At 44.4% G+C, this 20,250-nt stretch carries 14 protein-coding genes; 11 read left to right on the forward strand and 3 right to left on the reverse strand.

Going from position 1 to position 20,250, the window contains the following annotated elements:
- The first annotated feature begins 224 nt into the window (after nt 1–224).
- On the forward strand, nt 225–2,222 hold the full coding sequence (locus tag DW896_RS08465) for a glycoside hydrolase family 2 protein (protein ID WP_009037737.1): 1,998 nt from the start codon (nt 225–227) through the stop codon (nt 2,220–2,222).
- 81 nt (nt 2,223–2,303) lie between these two features.
- Here the strand turns inward: DW896_RS08465 and DW896_RS08470 are convergent, their stop codons facing one another.
- A complete protein-coding gene (locus DW896_RS08470; RefSeq protein WP_009037738.1) occupies nt 2,304–3,404 on the reverse strand; it encodes a glycoside hydrolase family 43 protein in 1,101 nt (366 codons plus the stop codon).
- Between the two features lie 138 nt (nt 3,405–3,542).
- On the opposite strand from DW896_RS08470, the gene DW896_RS08475 reads away from it, so the two are divergent.
- Nucleotides 3,543–5,069: a hypothetical protein gene (locus DW896_RS08475; RefSeq protein WP_009037739.1), complete on the forward strand. Its 1,527-nt coding sequence runs from the start codon at nt 3,543–3,545 to the stop codon at nt 5,067–5,069.
- A gap of 246 nt (nt 5,070–5,315) precedes the next feature.
- Here DW896_RS08475 and DW896_RS08480 read toward each other — a convergent pair whose 3' ends face one another.
- Nucleotides 5,316–6,077 (reverse strand): DeoR/GlpR family DNA-binding transcription regulator, encoded by a 762-nt coding sequence (locus DW896_RS08480; protein WP_009037740.1) that lies wholly within the window; start codon nt 6,075–6,077, stop codon nt 5,316–5,318.
- Between the two features lie 17 nt (nt 6,078–6,094).
- Nucleotides 6,095–6,709, reverse strand: a complete 615-nt coding sequence (ribB, locus tag DW896_RS08485; RefSeq protein ID WP_009037741.1) for a 3,4-dihydroxy-2-butanone-4-phosphate synthase — start codon at nt 6,707–6,709, stop codon at nt 6,095–6,097.
- 255 nt (nt 6,710–6,964) lie between these two features.
- On the opposite strand from ribB, the gene DW896_RS08490 reads away from it, so the two are divergent.
- The 9 genes from DW896_RS08490 (at nt 6,965) to DW896_RS08530 (ending at nt 20,242) form a co-directional block, all read left to right on the forward strand.
- Nucleotides 6,965–7,798 (forward strand): transketolase, encoded by an 834-nt coding sequence (locus DW896_RS08490; RefSeq protein WP_009037742.1) that lies wholly within the window; start codon nt 6,965–6,967, stop codon nt 7,796–7,798.
- 1 nt (nt 7,799) lies between these two features.
- Nucleotides 7,800–8,723 carry a transketolase family protein gene (locus tag DW896_RS08495; RefSeq protein WP_009037743.1) on the forward strand — a complete coding sequence of 308 codons (924 nt, stop codon included), beginning with the start codon at nt 7,800–7,802 and terminating at the stop codon, nt 8,721–8,723.
- A gap of 29 nt (nt 8,724–8,752) precedes the next feature.
- Nucleotides 8,753–10,231 carry a glycerol kinase gene (locus DW896_RS08500; protein WP_009037744.1) on the forward strand — a complete coding sequence of 493 codons (1,479 nt, stop codon included), beginning with the start codon at nt 8,753–8,755 and terminating at the stop codon, nt 10,229–10,231.
- 38 nt (nt 10,232–10,269) lie between these two features.
- A complete protein-coding gene (locus tag DW896_RS08505; protein WP_009037745.1) occupies nt 10,270–11,694 on the forward strand; it encodes an L-fucose/L-arabinose isomerase family protein in 1,425 nt (474 codons plus the stop codon).
- A 36-nt stretch (nt 11,695–11,730) separates the two neighbouring features.
- Nucleotides 11,731–12,747 (forward strand): GRP family sugar transporter, encoded by a 1,017-nt coding sequence (locus DW896_RS08510; RefSeq protein ID WP_034529281.1) that lies wholly within the window; start codon nt 11,731–11,733, stop codon nt 12,745–12,747.
- 75 nt (nt 12,748–12,822) lie between these two features.
- Nucleotides 12,823–15,879: a TonB-dependent receptor gene (locus DW896_RS08515; protein WP_009037747.1), complete on the forward strand. Its 3,057-nt coding sequence runs from the start codon at nt 12,823–12,825 to the stop codon at nt 15,877–15,879.
- 20 nt (nt 15,880–15,899) lie between these two features.
- Nucleotides 15,900–17,447 carry a RagB/SusD family nutrient uptake outer membrane protein gene (locus tag DW896_RS08520; protein WP_009037748.1) on the forward strand — a complete coding sequence of 516 codons (1,548 nt, stop codon included), beginning with the start codon at nt 15,900–15,902 and terminating at the stop codon, nt 17,445–17,447.
- Nucleotides 17,448–17,468: 21 nt separating this feature from the next.
- Entirely contained in the window at nt 17,469–19,010 is a 1,542-nt protein-coding gene (locus tag DW896_RS08525; RefSeq protein ID WP_034529284.1) for a DUF1593 domain-containing protein, read from the forward strand.
- Between the two features lie 35 nt (nt 19,011–19,045).
- Nucleotides 19,046–20,242, forward strand: coding sequence for an esterase (locus DW896_RS08530; protein WP_005824987.1), 1,197 nt, complete (start codon nt 19,046–19,048; stop codon nt 20,240–20,242).
- Nucleotides 20,243–20,250: the final 8 nt, after the last annotated feature.

Here is a 20,250-nt window from a genome sequence, read left to right on the forward strand (position 1 = left end):
ATTCTCAAAGATAGCAATATCTTATTTAAATAAACGTAAATATGTTGCATTAATAGGTCTGTAATGTTGCATCGCGGTCGTATAAGTCTTAAACATGTCATCCGTTTGTTGTCTTGCGTGTCTTGAAGTGTTTTTCTCATTTATTATTCAACATTTATTTCATACCTTTGCAGGGAAGGACTGGTTCCTGCCAATATGATTAACCTTCTAATACTTTATCGAAAATGAACAGATTCATCATTTTATTTTTATTCTCTTTGGGAATATTGTCAACATGTGTATTTGCCGTAGAGGTGATTCCACTGAATGAAGGATGGAATTTCCACCGGGGTTTTCAGGCACCTGCTTCGGAAATAGTGAAGGTTACTTTGCCTCACACTTGGAATGCGGGCGATGGCATGTTTGGCAATGCCGATTATTATAGGGGATTATGCAATTACAGTCGTAAGTTGTCTGTTCCTGCCCATTATCGGGGCAAACGTTTTTTCTTGAAAGTGATGGCTGCACAGACGGTTGCCGACATTTTTATCGACCATTATTTTGTGATGCAACATAAAGGTGGTTATACGGCATTTGTAGCAGAACTGACTGATTTCTTGGTTCCGGGAAAAGAAAGTGTATTGGAAATTCGTGTCAGCAATGCTCAGACTATGGATATCGCTCCCATTTGCGGTGACTTCAATATGTTTGGCGGGTTGTATCGGGGAGTGGAGCTGCTGGTAACGGAGGATGTCTGCATAGAACCTGCTTATTATGCCTCTTCAGGTGTATTCTTCACTCAGTCCGATGTATCGGAGAAAAAGGCCCATTTGAAAATTGAAGCACTGCTTTCGGCAAGGGAAACTACTGTGACCGGTTGCGAGGTGGAGTTTCGACTATATGACAAGGAAAAGTTGCTTTGCCGTGTTGCCAGTGCAGAGGTGGGTGAGGATAAAAAGGTGATGATGGACATAGTGCTTGAAAGGCCTCATTTGTGGGATGGAGTGAAGAATCCCTATTTATATAAAGGAGTGGTGATATTGCGTAAGGATGGAAAAGAGATAGACCGCCGCGAAGAAGAGATAGGTTTCCGCTACTTTCATGCCGATGCGGAGAAAGGTTTCTTCCTGAATGGAAAGCCTTATCGCTTGAATGGCGTGAACCGGCATCAGGATAGGGCAGAACGCGCTTCGGCATTTTATCCGCAAGACCATGATGAAGATTTGGACTTGATGCAGGAAATGGGATGCAATGCCGTGCGTCTTTGTCACTATCCGCAAGCCAAATACATGCATCAACAGATGGACAAGCGGGGACTGGTGGCATGGGTTGAGATTCCTTTTGTCAATGTTTATGTGAATAATCCTGCTTATGATGAAAACTTGCGCCTGCAATTGAAGGAACTGATTTTACAGAACTACAATCACCCCTGCATTTTGTTCTGGGGGCTGTTCAATGAGATAAATTCCGGTTGGCTGGACCGTCCTTCGCGTATGGCGGCAGAGCTTCATGCTTTGGCCCGTCAGTTGGACTCGAGCCGTCCCACTATGGGAGCCAGTAATCAGGATGACGACTTCAACGGATTCACCGACCTGATTGCTTTCAACAAGTATTTCGGCTGGTATGGCGACAACATGGATGACATGGGGCGCTGGATAGACCGCGAGCATGCAGCACATCCGGAGCGGAAGATGGGCATCAGCGAGTATGGTGCCGGGGCATGCGTATTCCAGCAGGCAGACTCGCTGAGGCATCCGGAACCGTGGGGGCAATGGCATCCCGAAAACTGGCAGACTTATTATCATGTGGAGAATTGGAAACAGCTTCAGGAACGTGAATTCTTGTGGTGCAACTTCATCTGGTGCATGTTCGACTTTTCGGCGGCAGGCCGTAGGGAGGGATCCATTATGGGACGCAACGATAAGGGGCTGGTGACTTACGACCGGAAAATAAAGAAAGATGCCTTTTACTTTTATAAGGCAAACTGGAATCAAGAAGATAAGTTTGTATATATCGCAGGAAAACGATTGGTAAACAGAACCCGCAAAACCGTTGATGTGCAAGTATTCAGCAATAGCGGAGCTGCCAAATTGTATATCAATGGCAAAGCATATGGGACTGCAAAACCTGATTCCGTAAATGTACTGGAATGGAAAGGCATTGTATTGGATACCGGTGAAAATAGAATTGAAGTCAGGAACAAATATGGAGCGGATTGTTGTGTATGGATATGTCCTTTTTAATTTTCATCAGGCGCGGAATGTATAGGAGAGCCACGGGGAATAATGAACCGTGAAATGCTGTACAGTCTGCGCCTGATAGCTTTAATATGTGATTTTCTGTAAATCCGTATTCGGTCCGTGGACTACCAGTTTCCCGTCTGGTTGGATGTCTATGAGGTCGATGAATACCATTCGTTCGTCACCGGTGGTTTCGGTGCGTCCATGGTAGACACAGTAGAGCCGATTGTGAATGTCGATGAGCATACAATGCCCGGTTCCGGTCACGATGCCGCCTTGCTCTGTGTTCTTTTGCAGCACCGGATTGTTGGCAGCCTTTGTGAATGGGCCTAAAGGACTTTGGGAGGTTGCATAGCCCACCGCATAATTCTTTCCTCCGAAGAAGTTTGCAGAGTAAAGCATGTAATAGAGATTCCCGTGTTTCACCATATACGAACCTTCTGTCCAGCGTCTGTTGACCTCATGTGTAGTCACCGAACGGTTCTCCCATTTCGCTTGAGGGTCGTCCATCGTTTTGGGCGGGCAAAGCAATGCTACCGGCTCTCCGATGACACCGGAGAAATCCGGTTTCAGCTCCACGCCGTAAATCCAGCTCTCCTCAATCTCGTCAAACCAGCCCTTTGTTTTGGCCCATGCTGAGACTTCGCTCTCGACGGCATGTTTGTAGCAGCAGCGGGAGTAGTAGAGGTAGGTCTTTCCGGATGCATCGTCAAAGAGTATGTTTGCGTCGATGATAGGATAGCCGGGGTCGAATACCGGTTGGTTGAACAGCTCTTTGAAAGGGCCGGTAGGCTTATCGGCTACGGCTACACCGATACGGAAGTTCTCTTGCTCCTTAGTGGGATTTTCCTTCCAGTTGGCGCTGAACCATAGGTAGTATTTGCCGTCCCGTTCATACACTTCGGGTGCCCAGAAACAGTCGGTGGCCCATGAGTCGGAGGTGCCGCCTTGATAGATGGGACCCTCGTCTGTCCATGTCACCAGGTCATCGGAGGAGTATACTTTAAAACCGTTCGATACTCCGCCCGTTCCGTACATATAGTATTTGCCGTCGGAAGCTTTCAGTAGGAACGGGTCTCCGAAGGCCATGGGCAGGGGATTCTGATATGCTACTTTCTTGTTTCCGCATGATGTTGACAGTAAGGCCAGTAAAAACAGTGTCAATGTGAAAAAAGTGTGTTTCATCTTGTTATAATTTTAATGGTGAAGTAATGAAAAGTGTTTGTATCCGCAAAGTAAACATAATATAGGGAAAGCAGCAAGGAAATTAGATAGAATGCAATCTTTTCATTATTTTTGTGCATCATTCCAAATAATTCTTTGATGGAACAGTCATTTTCGGATATATCGCTATACCACGAGTACCGGTCGGCGAGGGAGACAGAACATTTGGTGTCGCAGAAAACCTGGGATGACCTCAATCTGGATGATTTTTTCGAATGGGCTGACCGTACCTCTTCTTGTGTGGGCCGACAGTACCTCTACGACGTGTTGCATTACAACCGTCTTTCGGAGATTTCGGAACAAGAGGAAGTGATTCGTAAGCTTTCTGCTGACAAGGAGTTGCGTGCAGAAATCCGGTCGGAGTTGCGGAAACTGGATACGCCGGATGCTTATACCATTGCATCGCTATTCTCCATTTCCCATCCCGTGTATTCCCGCCGCTTTTACCGTTTGCTGACTATCTTGCAATTCGCGCCTTTTGTTTTGTTGGGAATAGTTTACATTACGTCTTCGCTTTATGTTTTGGGGATTTTGTGCACATCGGTATTGGTGAACATGGTACTGCACTATCGCAGCAAGGCGCGGATTCAGGGCTATTTCTTTTCCATTCCTCAGTTATGGCAGTTGCTCAGGCAAGCGGAGAAGTTGGCACAGATTCCGTTGTGTGCATCCGTGCATCGGGATATCCAAAAGACTTTGCAGGCATTGCATCCGTTGCGAAAGAAACTTTCCACTTTCCGTTTCAGTATCAGACTGGAGAGCGACATCGCCATTTTCGCTTATTTCTTCACCGAGATAGTGAATGTGTTTTTTCTGCGGGAAGTTATTCCGGTTTCCAAGGCTTTCTTTCTATTGCAGGGTAGACAGGAACAGATTGAAGAGGTTTTCCGCTATTTCGGATTGGTGGATGTGCTTTGCTCTGTTTCCGAACTCCGGAATGGGCTGCCTTATTATGTTTTACCGGAAGCTTGCAGCGAGGGTGAAACGTTTCATGCAGAAGGGCTTTATCATCCGCTTATAGAACGTTGTATCCCTAATGACATTACACTCTGTGGCAAATCTGTCCTTGTTACCGGCTCCAATATGTCCGGTAAGACAACTTTTATCCGTGCCATCGGACTTAACCTGCTTTCCGCACAAGTGCTCCATACTTGTTTTGCTCGCAGTTTCCGTTTTCCTATGGATACTGCGTTATATTCTGCTATCCATCTGGAGGATAGTCTGATGGAGGGAAAAAGTTTCTTTCTGCAGGAGGTGCAAATTGTTCGAGAGATGCTGGAAGCCGGAAAGGAGTGTTGGCGGTTTTTCCTGCTGGACGAGTTGTTCAAGGGGACGAATACGGTGGAACGGATAGCTATAGCCAAAGCTGTGCTGTCTGCTTTGGCGCACAAGAACAGTATTGTGTTTGCTTCCACTCACGATGTCGAACTGGCTTCCTTACTTGAGGACGAATATGAATTGTTTCATTTTTGTGAGTGTGTTGCCGACAATACATTGTCTTTTGATTATAAGTTGAAGCCGGGACCGGTGACGGAACGTAATGCCATCCGGATTATCGAGATGTGCGGCTATCCGCAGGAAGTGGTCAGGGAAGCATATCGGCTTTCAGAGGAGGATGTCCTATAATTTTATTGCTTGTTTTTACGGGGTGGGTGGTTTGCTATACCTCCTTCCTGATACCTTCTGAGAGGGGGTGCAATGACTCAAGGACTGAATGGCATTCAGTCCCTGAGTGAAAGGCTTTCAGTCCCTGACTGAATCCGGTTCGTTCAGTGAGTGAGATGAAAAGGCATGGGAATGCAGGCAGATTGTACTTATATTTGTAATATAATATAAATGGGTACGAGGGCCGGGTCTCTTTTTTCCTTTCAATTATCCAATCAGGAGATTTATGTTTTTCCCCTTCATTTTCTCAATATTCTCTTTCGAGATATGATTGTCTGTGATGAAGGAGTTCACCATAGTTATCGACCCTAAACTTGCGAATGCGCTTATCCCGATTTTGGAAGAATCGGCTACCAGGATGACTTCTTCGGCAGCCTTTATCATGGCCGATTTTACCATCAGGTCGCTGAGGCTTGGATAAGTCAGGCTCATGTCCGGAGATATTCCTGCTGTGGCGAGGAATAATTTGTTGGCATGGAAACCTTTGAGTGAGTCGGCTGCCATCTTTCCGGTCAGTGAAAGGGTAGGCGCTTTGAACTCTCCTCCCGTCACGATGAGGGTGATACCGGGATTTTCGCCCAATATCAACGCTATGTTCAGTGCATTGGTGATGACAGTGAGCTCTTTGTATTGCGTAAGTAGTTTGGCTATTTCTGTAGTGGTGGAACCTGAATCGAGAATGATGCATTCGCCTTCGCGGATAAACGATACCGCTTTTCGGGCTATTTCTCTTTTTTCTTCAATATGGTTTTGGTTGAAGACCTTTCCGGTTTTTGCAAATGAGCCTACGTCTTTTAGGAAAGCTCCACCATGTTCTCTTTGGATATACCCTAATTTTTCAAGGGCTTCCAAGTCTTGTCTGATTGTAACATCCGTAACATTGAAAATCCTGCTTAATTCTTGAACTTTTGCATGTCCGTCTTCGCGGATTAGGTCCAAAATCTTGACTCTTCTTTGGTTTAGTGCCATATCTACTTTATATATTGTTATATCTTGTTGTTCCTGCGATACTCTTGGATATCTTTGATAGCTATAATTTTCAGCTGGAACTTTTCTGCTATTTCAAGTAATTGAGGCAAACGAGCCATTGTTCCATCCTGGTTCAGTATCTCAATGAGGGCGCCACCGGGTGTCAATCCTGCCATTCTTGTCAGGTCTAGCAAGGCTTCTGTATGTCCGTCGCGTCCTAATACTCCATTCTCATGTCCGTAGAGAGGAAAAATATGTCCGGGACGTGCCAATTCCGATGGTTTTATATTGCCAGTAACCAAAGCGCGTATGGTAGCAGAACGGTCATAGGCAGAAACCCCCGTTGTACAGCCGTAGCCCTTCAGGTCGACAGACATGGTGAACGGAGTGCCCAAAAGAGAAGTGTTGTCTTCCGACATCGGGTATAGTTGAAGCTCTTCACAACGGGAACGAGGTAATGGTACACAAAGAAGCCCTCTTCCATGTGTAATCATGAAATTGACAATATCAGGGGTGATTTTTTCGCCGGATACGATAAAATCCCCTTCATTTTCTCTATTTTCATCGTCGACAACTATCACTATTTTTCCTTGCCGAACCGCTTTGATTCCTTCGTCTATAGTATTGAGCATTGTGCAATCATTTAATTTTTTCGCAAAGGTAGTCAAAAAAAGTCAAATGAAAGTTCGTTTTTACTGTTTTTCTTCTTTTTTATTCTAATAATTATCTTTTATTTTATCGATTGCTTTTGTTTTATATTTTATTTATTTGCTTTTCCCTTCTTGTTAATCGTAAAATATGTTAATATAAGGTGAAAATCTTTCGTTTTCTTTCGATTTATACTTTTCTTTTGTTTTATTTGCAAAGGAAACGAAAGTGTATAAGCTATGAAAACAAAAGAATTAATTCTTCAATCAGAAAGAAATCGAAAAAGATTAATTGAAATTATCTATAAAGCAAAAGCCGGACATATCGGTGGAGACTTGTCTTGCCTCAATGTTCTTACTGCTCTTTACTTTGATGTGATGAATGTAGATGCAGGTAACCCTAAGGATAATTTGCGGGATCGTTTCATTTTGAGTAAGGGACATTGTGTGGAGGCTTTGTATGTGACGCTGGAATCCAGAGGGTTCATGGCTAAAGGCATTTTGGACACATTGGGGCAATATGGTTCCATTCTTTCGGGGCACCCCACTATCGGAGTTCCGGGTATTGAAGTGAATACTGGAGCCTTGGGGCATGGCTTGTCTGTCGGGGTGGGTATAGCCATGGCTGCTAAAATGGATAAGAGGAATTATAAAACCTATGTGCTGATGGGAGACGGTGAGCAGGGTGAAGGTTCCATATACGAGGCTGCAATGGCTGCCCGGCAGTACAAGCTGGATAATCTGGTAGCTGTAATAGATCGTAATCATTTGCAGATTAGTGGAGATACGGAAGATGTGATGGGGATTGATGACATCCGTGACCGTTGGACGGCATTTGGTTGGGAGGTAAAGGATATGAATGGTGACGATATGGAAGACATTATCCGGACTTTCCGTTCCATTGATTATGCAAATCACCATCCTCATTTGCTGGTGGCTCATACAACAAAAGGCAAGGGAGTGTCTTTTATGGAGGGAGTGGCCAAATGGCATCATGGGGTTCCGAACAACGAGCAGTATGAACTGGCTATTCGGGAAATTTCAGAAAGGATAAAAAATTTAGAATATAATTGATATGATAGCTTGCAGAAAAAGTTTCACCGACACTTTGTTGTCATTGGCCCGGATGGACAAAGATATCATTGCTGTGACAACGGATGCACGTGGTTCGGTGACGTTAAATGATTTTGCCAAAGAATTGCCACAGCAATTCGTGGAGTGTGGTATTGCGGAGCAGGATGCTGTGGGTATTTCAGCCGGGTTGGCTCATAGCGGAAAGAAAGTGTTTGTGTGTGGCCCGGCATGTTTTTATGTGGCTCGCAGTCTGGAACAGGTAAAGGTTGACTTGGCTTATAGTCAGAACAACGTAAAGATATTGGGAGTAAGTGGAGGAGTAGCTTACGGAGCTTTGGGGGCTACCCATCATAGCTTGCATGATATTGCCGTGTTACGTACTTTCCCCGGTATGAATATTGTGTTGCCTTGTGATGCCCGACAGACAAAAAAACTGGTTGAGTTTTTGATTGACTATCCTGAACCGGTTTATGTTCGTGTAGGACGTGCAGCAGTTCCTGATGTCTATGAGAACGATGATTTTGATTTTGCCATAGGTAAGGCAAATAGGTTATTGGACGGGACCGACTTGACAATCATTGGAACCGGTGAAACCGTATACCATGCACATCAAGCGGCTTTGGAGTTGCGTAAATATGGTATTTCAGTCCGGGTACTGGATATGTCCTTTATTAAACCTTGTGATGAGGAGGCTGTTTTGAAAGCTGCTTCTGAAACCGGTCGTATTATCACGGTTGAGGAGCATAGTCAGTATGGAGGCCTCGGAGCAATGGTGACTGAAATCATTTCCGAAAATCCCGTACCCGTGAAAATTTTGGGGATTCCTGACGAGAATGTGGTGCATGGGAGTTCTTCCGAAATTTTTGCCCATTATGGGTTGGATGCACCTGGTATCGTGAAAACTGCCCTTGACTTCCTTAAGTAAGAAATAATCAGCCTTTAATAATACCTAAAATGAAAAACTTGATAATTGCAATAGACCAAAGCACCTCGGCCACCAAGGCTATGCTGTTCAATGAGAGGTGTGAAATGCTGAAGCGTGTCAATGTCACTCACGAACAATATTATCCCCGAACTGGATGGGTGGAACATGATGTTGAAGAAATTTATCGGAATGTGCTGAAAAGCATTGCTGAGTTGATTGAAGAGGAAACGGCAGACAATATGTATTCGTTGGCTATCACTAATCAACGCGAGACAGTGGTTGTATGGAATAAACATACGGGTAAACCGCTATACAATGCTGTGGTATGGCAATGTATGCGTGGTGCTGATATCTGTAATGACTTGAAAAATAGAGGATACAGTGAGTTTGTACAAGCAAGAAGTGGCTTGTTGTTAGACCCCTATTTCTCGGCTAGTGGTGTGAAGTGGATACTTGACAATGTGGAGGGAGCCCGTCAGGCTGCTGATAATGGAGACTTATTGATGGGAACCATTGACACGTGGCTGATTTGGAAGTTAACCGATGGTAAACGCCATGTGACAGATTATACGAATGCTTCCAGGACCCTTTTATTGAATATTCATACAATGCAATGGGATAATGACTTGTTGGAATTGTTCACTATACCCAAAATCATGATGCCGGAATTGTTGCCTTGTGATGCTGTTTTTGGAAAAACTACGGTAGGTGGGCTGTTCAAGAGCCCTATTGCCATTGCCGGTGTATTGGGCGATTCGCATGGGGCACTGACTGGGCAGATGTGTTTTGAAGAGGGATTAGGTAAGGTCACTTATGGTACCGGTTCATCAGTAATGGTGAATATTGGCGAAAAGGTTGCTACAGCTCCTCGGGGATTGGTCACTTCCATAGGTTTTGCCGCACTTGGAAAAGTGTTCTATGCTTTTGAGGGGAATATTCATTGTACTGGCGGTACTATCAAGTGGTTGGAACAGAGATTGCAGATGATCGGTTCGCCCGATGAAGCAGAAGAACTGGCTGTTACTGTGGAAGACAATGGAGGGGTGTATGTTGTACCGGCTTTTGCCGGACTGGGTGCTCCTTGGTGGCAAGGGGATATAAAGGCGGCCATTTTAGGGATGACTTTAGGTACCGGGAAGCCACATGTTCTTAGGGCGGCGCTTGAATCCATAGCTTATCAAGTTAATGATTTAGTCAAAGCGATGACCACTCAGGCAGGTATAAAACTGAAAGAAATCAGGGTTGACGGAGGACCTACAAAAAATAAATTTTTAATGCAGTTCCAGGCTGACTGTTTACGTGTACCGATCAATTGTTCGGATGTTGAGGAGGCCTCGGCTTTGGGAGCTGTTGTGATGAATGGAATGGCCCGCAAGATATGGACGAGCTTTGAACAAGTGGCCGTATTACGCCGGAGCCGCTACCGAATAGAACCGCAGGGCAACTTACCACTGATGGAGAAATGGTGTGAAGGCTGGCTGAAAGCAGTAAATCAATTAATCGGATAAATATTTTCTAAGTATAATTTTAACACCAACTATTTACGATGAAAAACAAGGAAAGAATGTGCTTCGGTATAATTATCGGCACTCGTGCTTATTTTAATTCTGAATTGGCCAAAGATGTTCGCAAACAGCTGTTGAGAACACTTGCAGACGAAGGCTATGACTATGTAATTTTACCTGAAGATGCTACTCCTACTGGCAGTAGCAGTATTGAAACCCGTGAAGACGGATTGAAATGTGCCGAACTGTTCCGTCAAAATCGTGACCGTATTGACGGCATTATAGTATCTCTACCCAACTTTGGCTTTGAGATTGGAATAATCAATGCTATCAGTGTGGCTGATTTGAATGTTCCCATTTTGGTACAAGCCTGTGACGACGAGAATGACAAGGTGGACTTGGACAGCCGCCGTGATGCTTTCTGTGGTAAAATTTCTGTTTGCAATAATTTGTATCAATATGGTATTCCTTTTACAGATACCACGCTGCATACCTATTCTATATACTCTGAACTATTGGCTAAGGATATTAATAAGTTCGCCGGTATCTGTCGTGTGGTCAATGGTTTGCGCCATGCACGTGTCGGTGCTATCGGTGCCCGTCCAGCCGGTTTTCAGACGGTACGTGCCAGTGAAAAACTGTTGCAGAAGAGTGGTATTACAGTCGTTCCTGTCGATCTTTCTGAAATACTCGGTGCTGCCCGTAAGATTGAGGATACAGATGTGGAACTGCTGAAGAAACTTGAAGAGATTAAGTGTTATGCAGTAGTTCCTAAAGAATACAGTGACAAGCTGGTGCTTCAGGCAAAGTTTGGCGTGGCTGTGGAACGGTGGATTGAAGCCAATCAGATTGATGCTGTGGCTGTTCAGTGTTGGGACTCTTTGGAACAGAACTATGGTTGTGCAGCTTGTGTGACAATGAGTATGCTGGGTGAAAAACTACTACCTGCCGCTTGTGAGGTTGATATTGCCGGTGCTGTATCCATGTATGCTTTGACATTGGCAGCGCAAGGTCAATCGGCATTACTTGACTGGAACAATAATTTTGCGGAAGACCGGAATAAATGTGTGTGTACTCATTGCGGTAATTTCCCGAAATCGTTTGTCAGAAATGACTTAAAGCTTGGTACACTTGGCGTTCTGGGACGTACGCTAGGTAAGGTCAATACATTCGGTGCTGTATATGGCAAAGTGACTAAAGGTGATTTCACATTCTTCCGTATTTCCACTGATGATACTAAAGGCGTTATCAAGGCTTATTTGGGTACTGGTGAAATCACGGATGATCCGTATGGAATGGATGGATGTATAGCTGTTACCAAAGTGGATAACTTACAGATTTTGATGAAACATATTTGCAAGAATGGTTTTGAACATCATGTGGCTATGGTTCGTAATGATGTAAAGGATATTCTGAATGAGGCCATCGAGGGTTATTTGGGGTGGAATCTGTATGTGCATGAATAAATAGGTAAACACACGGTAAACAACAGAAAATAAATTATGATACTTGTTGACAACTATATTGGGGCCATTCTGTGTTGTGTCTATTGTTGCCTCTGTTGGGGCTCTTGGGCGAATACGCAGAAGATGGTGACATCGAAAAGCTGGAGTTTTGAGCTTTTCTACTGGGATTTGACTTTCGGTTTATTTTTCACAGCTCTGTTAGGTGCCCTGACATTGGGTAGCTTGGGAAGTGAAGGTCGTACTTTCTTTGAGGATTTGGCAGTAATGGACTGGAATAGTATGAAGTATGCGCTCCTGGGCGGTATTGTATGGAATTTCGGTAATATCTTTCTGACAGCAGCCATTGCTGTAGCTGGGATGTCGGTAGGTTTTCCCATTGGTGGGGGCTTAGCTTGGATAGGCGGTATAATTTTTAATTATCTACTGATATCTTTAGCTGGCGAAGTATACCCTGGAAACCAGACATTGCTTTGGATAGGAGTAGCTGTTATTGTGATAGCCATCTGCATTTGTGGCAAGGCTTATGGAAAGATGTCGGCAAGTCAGGCGTCTACTCCTAAAAAAGGTATCTTATTGGCTATTGTAGCGGGGTTGGCCATTATGTTCTTCTATGGCTTGGTTGTAAAATCACTAAATCCTCAGTATGTAACGGGTGGTACGGGAACACTGACTCCCTATACCGGTGTATTTTGTTTTGCTGCCGGTGTCCTTATCACGACTCCTGTCTTTAATACGTTTGCTATGAGTCATCCGGCTCAGGGAAACAAGGTGACAATGAAGGATTATCTGAAAGGTGACACCCGTACACATCTGATTGGTATGTTGGGAGGTTTTATTTGGATGAGTGGTATGGTAGTCAGCTTTATGGGAGCTGGTTCTGCCAATCCGGCTATAGCCTATGCATTGAGCAATGCCGCACCGGTGGTAGCCATGATTTGGGGATTCTTTGTATGGAAGGAGTTCAAAGGCGCTCCAAAGGGGACTGTACCTATGATTGCAACCATGTTTGTGCTCTTTGTTGTGGGGCTGGTACTGATTACTCTTTCAAACTGATATTTTAAATTCATTGTTAACCCAAAATAATATTAAATGAAAACGATTGTAACACAAATTAGACAGAAAAGGTTAATGGCCTTAGTGCTGTTCCTTTTGGTAGGTATGACATCTGTTTTTGCACAGAAACAAGTAAATGTATCTGGCAGAATTACTGATGAGCTTAATGAACCGATGATTGGTGTAAGTGTATTGGAAAAAGGAACGACAAATGGTGTTATAACTGATTTGGATGGCAATTATACCTTATCAGCGAGCGAGGGTTCCACTATTGTCTTTTCGTATATCGGGTATGTGACCCAGGAAAAGAAAGCCGTTGCAGGTACTATGAATATTATACTGAAGGAAGATAGCAAGACTTTGGATGAAGTGGTTGTTGTAGGATATGGTGTACAGAAGAAAAGTTCCGTAACAGGGGCGATTTCTTCCGTAAAAGCAGAAGATTTTGAAAATCGTACCATAACCAATGCTGAGCAGGCCCTGCAGGGTAAAACAGCCGGTGTGCAAATTATTTCTGCATCTGCGGCTCCTGGTTCGAATCCCGCCATTCGTATCCGTGGATATAGCAGTAATGCCAGTTCAGATCCTTTGTATGTGGTCGATGGTTTGCGTACGAAAGACATCAGTAACCTCGATCCGAATGATATTGAGAGTATGGAGGTGTTGAAGGATGCTGCTTCTGCTGCTATCTATGGTGCCCAGGCCGGTAATGGTGTTGTCTTGATTACCACCCGGAAGGCAAAAAAAGGAGTTCGTCGTATTTCTTATGATTTCCAGTTGTCCTCCCAGTCTTTAGGTCGTACTCCTGATATTCTGAATGCTCAGGAATATGTCAATTATATGACTGAAGGTAATCTTATTCCCAGAGAAACAATAGATAGGTATTGGGATGGAAAGACAAATACCGATTGGATAGAAGAGACATTTGAATCATCCATGATGCAGCGTCACAATGTCAATTTCCAAGGTGCCAATGATAATGGCTCATTATTCGCCTCACTCTCTTATTTAAGTAATAATGGTCCCATTGTTGGCAATAAGGATGTTTTTGACCGCATTACCGGCACTGTCAATGCAGATTATAAAATAAAGGATTGGTTGAAGTTCACGACAAACAATTCATTTTCCCGTTATCATGTACAGTCTGTAAGCGAAGGTTCGGCAACCGGTTCTCTGATGCTGTCTGCCATTCAGCTTGACCCTCTGACGCCGGTCACCTATGCACCGGACAAACTGCCCGACACTATGATTAACTATATGAATCAGGGACATACTCTGCTTCAGAATGCCAATGGTGATTATTATTCCATTTCCCCTTATGGCGACTCCAATAATATCAATCCGTATATCATGCGTGACCGTGGCACAACGAAAAGGGATGGTTTTGTATTCAGCGGTTCCACTTATCTGGATTTTACTCCGATCAAAGAGTTGGTCATCACTTCACGTTTGGGATACCGTTATACTTACAGCAATTCCTACGGCTATGTTATGCCTAACATTACTTGCTCTGACCTTTATCAGGACTATGTATCGGTAAGTGCGACAAGCTCCAACACCACGTACTGGCAATGGGAAAACTTTGCCAACTATACCAAGACATTTGCAGATAAGCACAATGTAAACGTGATGCTTGGTATGTCCTATTCTTCCAATACTTCCTTTGGAGTGACGGGAGGAATCAATGGTAGCCGTTCCGGCGACAAGGTTGATTTGGGTATTACCAAGTTGGATCCCAATTATGCCTATTTTGCTTTTCGGACCGGTACTGCCACTCGTACGGTAAGTGGTGGAGAGAAGCGGAGGTATGCCAATCTTTCTTACTTTGGCCGGGCATCTTATGACTATGCAGGCAAGTATTTTGCCCAATTCACCCTTCGTGCGGATGCAGCCGACTTGTCTATCCTTCCTTTGCAGAAACGTTGGGGCTATTTCCCGGCTGTGTCTGTCGGCTGGGTACTTTCCAACGAGAAATTTATGGAAAACCTCAAGTCAATCTCTCATTTGAAGTTGCGTGCAAGTTGGGGACAGAATGGTAGTATCGCCGGTTTGGCAGACTATATGTATGATGCTACGATTTTGTCTGGAATCAATTATCCGATGTCAGGTGATGTGTCTTATGAAACAGGTTCGTTGCCATCTGCAACCGGTAACTATGATTTGAAGTGGGAAACTTCCGAACAGATAGACTTGGGTATCGACCTCCGGATGCTGAATGACCGTTTGAGCTTCGGATTTGACTATTATGAGAAGAAAACCAAAGACTTGATTGTAACCGGTATTACTCCTTCTTTGATTGTGGGTAACACTACTTCACCTATGAATGCGGGAAATGTCAAGAACAGCGGATTTGAGTTTGAACTCTCATGGCGTGATCATATCAAAGATTTCAGTTATAGTGTAAAAGCTAACATCGCTACTTTGAAGAATAAAGTAACTTATCTTCATGAAACATTGGAGCGTATTGCCAGTACAACAAGTGCAGGTATCGGCACTATGAATTATTTTGAAGAAGGACATCCCATTTGGTACATGCGCGGTTATGAGTGCACGGGTATTGATCCGCAAACGGGTGACCCAATGTTCAAAGACAAGAATGATGATGACATTATTGGAGATGCCGACCAGACAGAGATCGGTTCTGCCATTCCCGACTTTACTTATGGTATTACTTTGACAGCTGCCTGGAAAGGCCTTGACCTGACAATCTTTGGTTCCGGTTCTCATGGCAATGATGTGTTTGCCGGCTATAACCGTACTTCCCGTATGAAAGCGAATACCTTGAAGGAATTCTATGACGGACGGTGGATTGCTGTGGGAGACAATGCAAAATATGCCCGTTCCAATCCCAGCAATTATGATAAGTATTTAAAGAGCTCCAAATTTGTATTCGACGGCTCATATTTTAAAATCAAGCAGATACAGTTGGGCTATAACCTGCCTAAGAATTTGTTGAAGCAGGTGGGTTTGAGTAACCTTCGTTTGTATTGTTCTTTAGACGACTTCTTCACATTTACCAAATATCCCGGATTTGATCCTGAATTTACGAGTACAGGCAATGCGATGGGTTTGGATATGGGCTCTTATCCGTCCAGCAAGAAAGTCGTGCTCGGTCTTAACGTAGTATTTTAATCTTTAATTCAATACGAAATATGAAAGCAAAATATATTTTATCAAGTCTGTTACTTGCCGGCTGCACTTTCTTTTCCTCTTGTGAGGACAATCTGGATATTTCGCAGCATGGGGTAAGCACTTTCGAAAATTTCTATAAAACGGATGCCGATGCGGAAGAAGCCATTATAGCCTGCTATAGCAATTGGAAGGACACCTATGAGCCTGCGTTCTGGCTGAAGAATCTTCTTTCTGACGATTGCTATTCGGCAGGGGAAAGCTGGACGGCTGCCAGTGCGCAGTTGCTGTCGACCTATACGTTCGACTCTGATTTTTCCCATATTAAAACGTTGTATACGAATCTTTATAAAGTGATTTATGCCGCCAACATTGTTTTGCAGTATGTAGGCGATGATTCTGAGGTTAAGCTTCGTGCACGTGCAGAGGCAAAGGTTTTCCGTGCGATGTCCTACATCGAATTGATCAGTCTTTGGGGAACTCCGCCGTTGGTGGACCATCCGTTGAAAGCAAACGAATATTCCCAGGCAAATGGCAATACAGAGGCGCTGTGGGCATTGGTGAACCAAGATTTGACCGAAGCTGTCAACAGTGGCAATTTGGAGGAAAAGACAAGCTTGGACAACTTTACCTATCGTATCACCAAACAATTTGCACAAGCCTTGTTGGGCAAGGCATACGTATTCCAGAAGAATTATGGTGCTGCTGTTACGGTTTTGGATGAGGTAATCAATAGCGGGAAGTACGACCTTTACAGTGATTATGAGAATATCCAGACTACCAAAGGCGAGGCGAATTGTGAAAGTCTGTTTGAAAGTAATTATGTTTACGACGCCAACAATGTTACCGGCATTATGAGTAACATGATTTGGGTATATGTGCATTGGCGTGGAGACATGCTTGCATTCAATGAGCCTACTCAAATCTATTCTCATGGAGGCTGGGGATTTTTTAATCCGACGAAGGAAAGCTACGATGCGTTTGTCGAAATGGGAGATACTTATCGGTTGAATGCCTCTATCAAGACATACCGGCAAATGGAGGATATGGGTATCTCATTGAGCAATGCCATAGCTTATATGCCGGACAATGCCGGTTACTTCAGCTGGAAATACCGTGTTTATGAAGCAGATGTCATTAACTATTGGTGGTTGCGTTGTCCTAACAATACCCGTGCCATGCGTTATGCCGAGGTTCTGCTGCTTGCTGCTGAAGCGAGTCTTCAGTCCGGAAATGCAAGTAAGGCTGCCGGATATGTGAATAAAGTGCGTGACCGTGCCCAGTTGCCTGCATTGGGCAACGTTTCTATGGATGATATCAAGAAGGAGAAGCGTCTGGAGCTTTGGATGGAAGGCTGCCGTTACCAGGATTTGATTCGGTGGGGTGATGCTGCTACGGTACTTGCCAAGAGAGGGCAGGAAAGACCGGCTCTTTACAAAGACGGCCGTGTAAGCTGGGATGAGCAGAAAAATGCTTCTGCCGGCTTCAAGAGTGGTAAGCATGAACTGCTTCCGTTCCCTGCCACTGAAATGAATGTCAATAAGAATATGACCCAGAACCCGGGTTGGTAATTAATCAATAAAACTTAGTTTATGAATAAATTAAAATGCTTATTCCTATCAGGCCTTATGGCTGTGATGCCGGTTTGCATGAGCGGACAGCAGACGCCCGGTGAAAAATCGTCAAAACCGCGTGTCATCATTACTTGTGACCCGGAACTTGATGACCTGAACTCTTTGATACGTTTCCTGCTTTTCAGTACGGATTTCCGTGTGGAAGGCTTGATTTATGCCAGCAGCCAGTTCCATTGGAAAGGTGACGGGCACGGCACGAAGTGGTATGTGCCGGGACGTGAATATTCCCGTAATGGCATAGACTACGGACCGATGGAAAGTTGGCGTTGGGATCCGGATGAACGTTTCATTGACGATGCTGTGGAAGCTTATGAGAAAGTATATCCCAATCTGAAAGTGCACGACTCGTCTTATCCGACTCCCGAATACCTGAAGTCTAAAGTGCGTATCGGTAATATCGAGTTCGACGGTGATATTTCCAAGGACACTCCGGGGTCGGAGCTGATTAAAGCTGTATTGCTCGATGATTGTACGGATCCGGTATTCATCAATGCTTGGGGAGGTGGCAGCACCATCGCCCGTGCCTTGAAGTCCATTCAGGATATTTATGAGCATACCGATGCCTGGAAAGGCATCCGTGAGAAGATAATAGGAAAAGTGGTCCTTTCCCTTTCGGGTGATCAGGATGATACGTATGCACGGTATATCCGACCTTTCTGGCCGGAACTCAGACAAATGGAGATGGGGGGCATGACAGTCGGCCTGGCTTATAATGCACAGTTAAGAGCCTCCAAGGAAAATCAGATTTTCTACTCTCCGGAATGGATGCAGGAGAACATCCGCAGTAAAGGTCCTTTCGGCGAGATGTATCGGGTCTGGGGAGACGGTAAGCAGATGGTGAAAGGTGATAAGTTCGATTTCTTCGGTTTGTCGGGTTATACGATTGATGAATTGAAAAAGCAAGGCTATGTGGTTTGGACCGGAATCCAGCCGAAAGGGTCCTATCTGGCTGAAGGCGACACTTACTGTTTCCTGAATTTGATAGGTAACGGCCTGCGTGGTCACGAAGACCCCACTTATGGGGGATGGTGCGGTGGAAGAACCGTCCTTCCCGATTCGGTGAAGAATCTTCCGCGCATGGAACAGATAAAGTATAGAGCCGAGCACTATCCTTTGCCCGACTTCACTGCTCCGGTAATGAATGGATTGGCTGCCCGTTTTAAATGGTCGGTCACTCCAAACTATGCCGACGCAAATCATGAACCGGTGATAAAAGGGGCGCTTGCCATGAGTGCCAAGCCGGGTGAGAAGCTGAAACTTAAATACACTGTAACCGATCCGGATAAGGATGCCCTTACCATTAAATGGTGGCAATATGTGTCAGCCGGTACATATCGGGGCAAAGTAGCGGTAGATGACCCTGCTTCTGCAAATACAACTTTTACTGTTCCGGCTGATGCCAACCCCGGTGATACCATCCACTTGATTTTGGAAGCTACGGATAACGGTACGCCACAGATGAACCGCTATCATCGTCTGATTATTACAGTGGCAGAATGAACTTGAATCAATGAACTTTAATTTGAAGAACTGAAATGAAAAAGATTATATTGGCCGCATTTATGGCAGCCTGTGGACTGCAAATGTCTGCCCAGCAGAATTTGTTTGTAGCGCAAGACCTCGAGTCTGCAATTGTGAACAAAGATAACACAGTGACTTTTAACTTTAAGGCTCCTGATGCCCAAAAGGTGCAGATTGCCGGTGACTTTGCCGAAAAGGCGGAGGGACAACACATTGGAGGTATGGTGGGAGCAGGTTTGATAGACATGACAAAGAATTCAGAAGGAATTTGGACCTATACTACCAAGCCGTTGGATTCAGAACTTTATAGCTATGAATTCATGGTAGATGGTGTGCCGACTATAGACCCTAACAATGTTTATGTCTATCGTGACTTTGCTACCACAAGCAATGTGTTTATTGTAGGGAATGGTAAGGCAGATTTATATAAGGTAAATAAAGTTCCTCATGGAACATTGGCCCATCGTTGGTATCACTCTGATGGTATGAAAATGGATCGCCGTATCAATATCTACACGCCGGCAGGTTATGAACAATCCGGTGATAGGAAGTATCCGGTACTCTATTTATTGCATGGTATGGGAGGGGATGAAGATGAGTGGACAACTTTTGGACGTGCTGCACAGATTCTCGATAATTTGATTGCACAAGGCAAGGCTGAACCGATGATTGTCGTGATGCCCAATGGGCATGCTGCCATGGAGGCTGCACCTGGTGAGAGTAGTCTGGGATACTATAAACCTTACCATATGAAGAATGGAACCATGGACGGTGCTTTTGAAGCCTATTTCCCTGAGATTATCACGTTTGTAGAAAGTAATTATCGTGTACAAGCGGACAAAGCTCATCGTGCTATTGCGGGGCTTTCAATGGGTGGTTTTCATTCTGCCAATATTTCTTTGAACTATCCTGATATGTTCGACTATGTAGGTTTATTCTCTGCGGCCCTTAATGTCCAGAGTGCAGGTCAGAAAAATAGTCCGGTTTATCAGGATATGGATAAAAAGTTAGCTGTTCAGTTTGATAAGGCTCCCAAACTTTACTGGTTGGGTATCGGTAAAGACGATTTTCTTTATAGAAACAATGCAGCTTATCGCGCTGATTTGGATAAAAAAGGATATAAATATGAGTTTATGGAAACTCCTGGTGGACATGTATGGACCTGCTGGCGTATTTATCTCTCTGTATTTGCTCCCAAGTTGTTTAAATAAATCTGACT

Source organism: Bacteroides sp. AM41-16 (genome assembly GCF_003603495.1).
Classification (GTDB): Bacteria; Bacteroidota; Bacteroidia; order Bacteroidales; family Bacteroidaceae; genus Bacteroides; species Bacteroides uniformis.

What these genes read in the sequence shown, in the direction of transcription:
- DW896_RS08490 (WP_009037742.1), top strand. Translation starts at nt 6,965, where the DNA reads ATGAAAACAAAAGAATTAATTCTTCAATCAGAAAGAAATCGAAAAAGA.
- DW896_RS08470 (WP_009037738.1), bottom strand. Translation starts at nt 3,404, where the DNA reads ATGAAACACACTTTTTTCACATTGACACTGTTTTTACTGGCCTTACTG.
- DW896_RS08505 (WP_009037745.1), top strand. Translation starts at nt 10,270, where the DNA reads ATGAAAAACAAGGAAAGAATGTGCTTCGGTATAATTATCGGCACTCGT.
- DW896_RS08510 (WP_034529281.1), top strand. Translation starts at nt 11,731, where the DNA reads ATGATACTTGTTGACAACTATATTGGGGCCATTCTGTGTTGTGTCTAT.
- DW896_RS08475 (WP_009037739.1), top strand. Translation starts at nt 3,543, where the DNA reads ATGGAACAGTCATTTTCGGATATATCGCTATACCACGAGTACCGGTCG.
- DW896_RS08480 (WP_009037740.1), bottom strand. Translation starts at nt 6,077, where the DNA reads ATGGCACTAAACCAAAGAAGAGTCAAGATTTTGGACCTAATCCGCGAA.
- DW896_RS08530 (WP_005824987.1), top strand. Translation starts at nt 19,046, where the DNA reads ATGAAAAAGATTATATTGGCCGCATTTATGGCAGCCTGTGGACTGCAA.
- DW896_RS08500 (WP_009037744.1), top strand. Translation starts at nt 8,753, where the DNA reads ATGAAAAACTTGATAATTGCAATAGACCAAAGCACCTCGGCCACCAAG.
- DW896_RS08515 (WP_009037747.1), top strand. Translation starts at nt 12,823, where the DNA reads ATGGCCTTAGTGCTGTTCCTTTTGGTAGGTATGACATCTGTTTTTGCA.
- DW896_RS08525 (WP_034529284.1), top strand. Translation starts at nt 17,469, where the DNA reads ATGAATAAATTAAAATGCTTATTCCTATCAGGCCTTATGGCTGTGATG.
- ribB (WP_009037741.1), bottom strand. Translation starts at nt 6,709, where the DNA reads ATGCTCAATACTATAGACGAAGGAATCAAAGCGGTTCGGCAAGGAAAA.
- DW896_RS08495 (WP_009037743.1), top strand. Translation starts at nt 7,800, where the DNA reads ATGATAGCTTGCAGAAAAAGTTTCACCGACACTTTGTTGTCATTGGCC.
- DW896_RS08465 (WP_009037737.1), top strand. Translation starts at nt 225, where the DNA reads ATGAACAGATTCATCATTTTATTTTTATTCTCTTTGGGAATATTGTCA.
- DW896_RS08520 (WP_009037748.1), top strand. Translation starts at nt 15,900, where the DNA reads ATGAAAGCAAAATATATTTTATCAAGTCTGTTACTTGCCGGCTGCACT.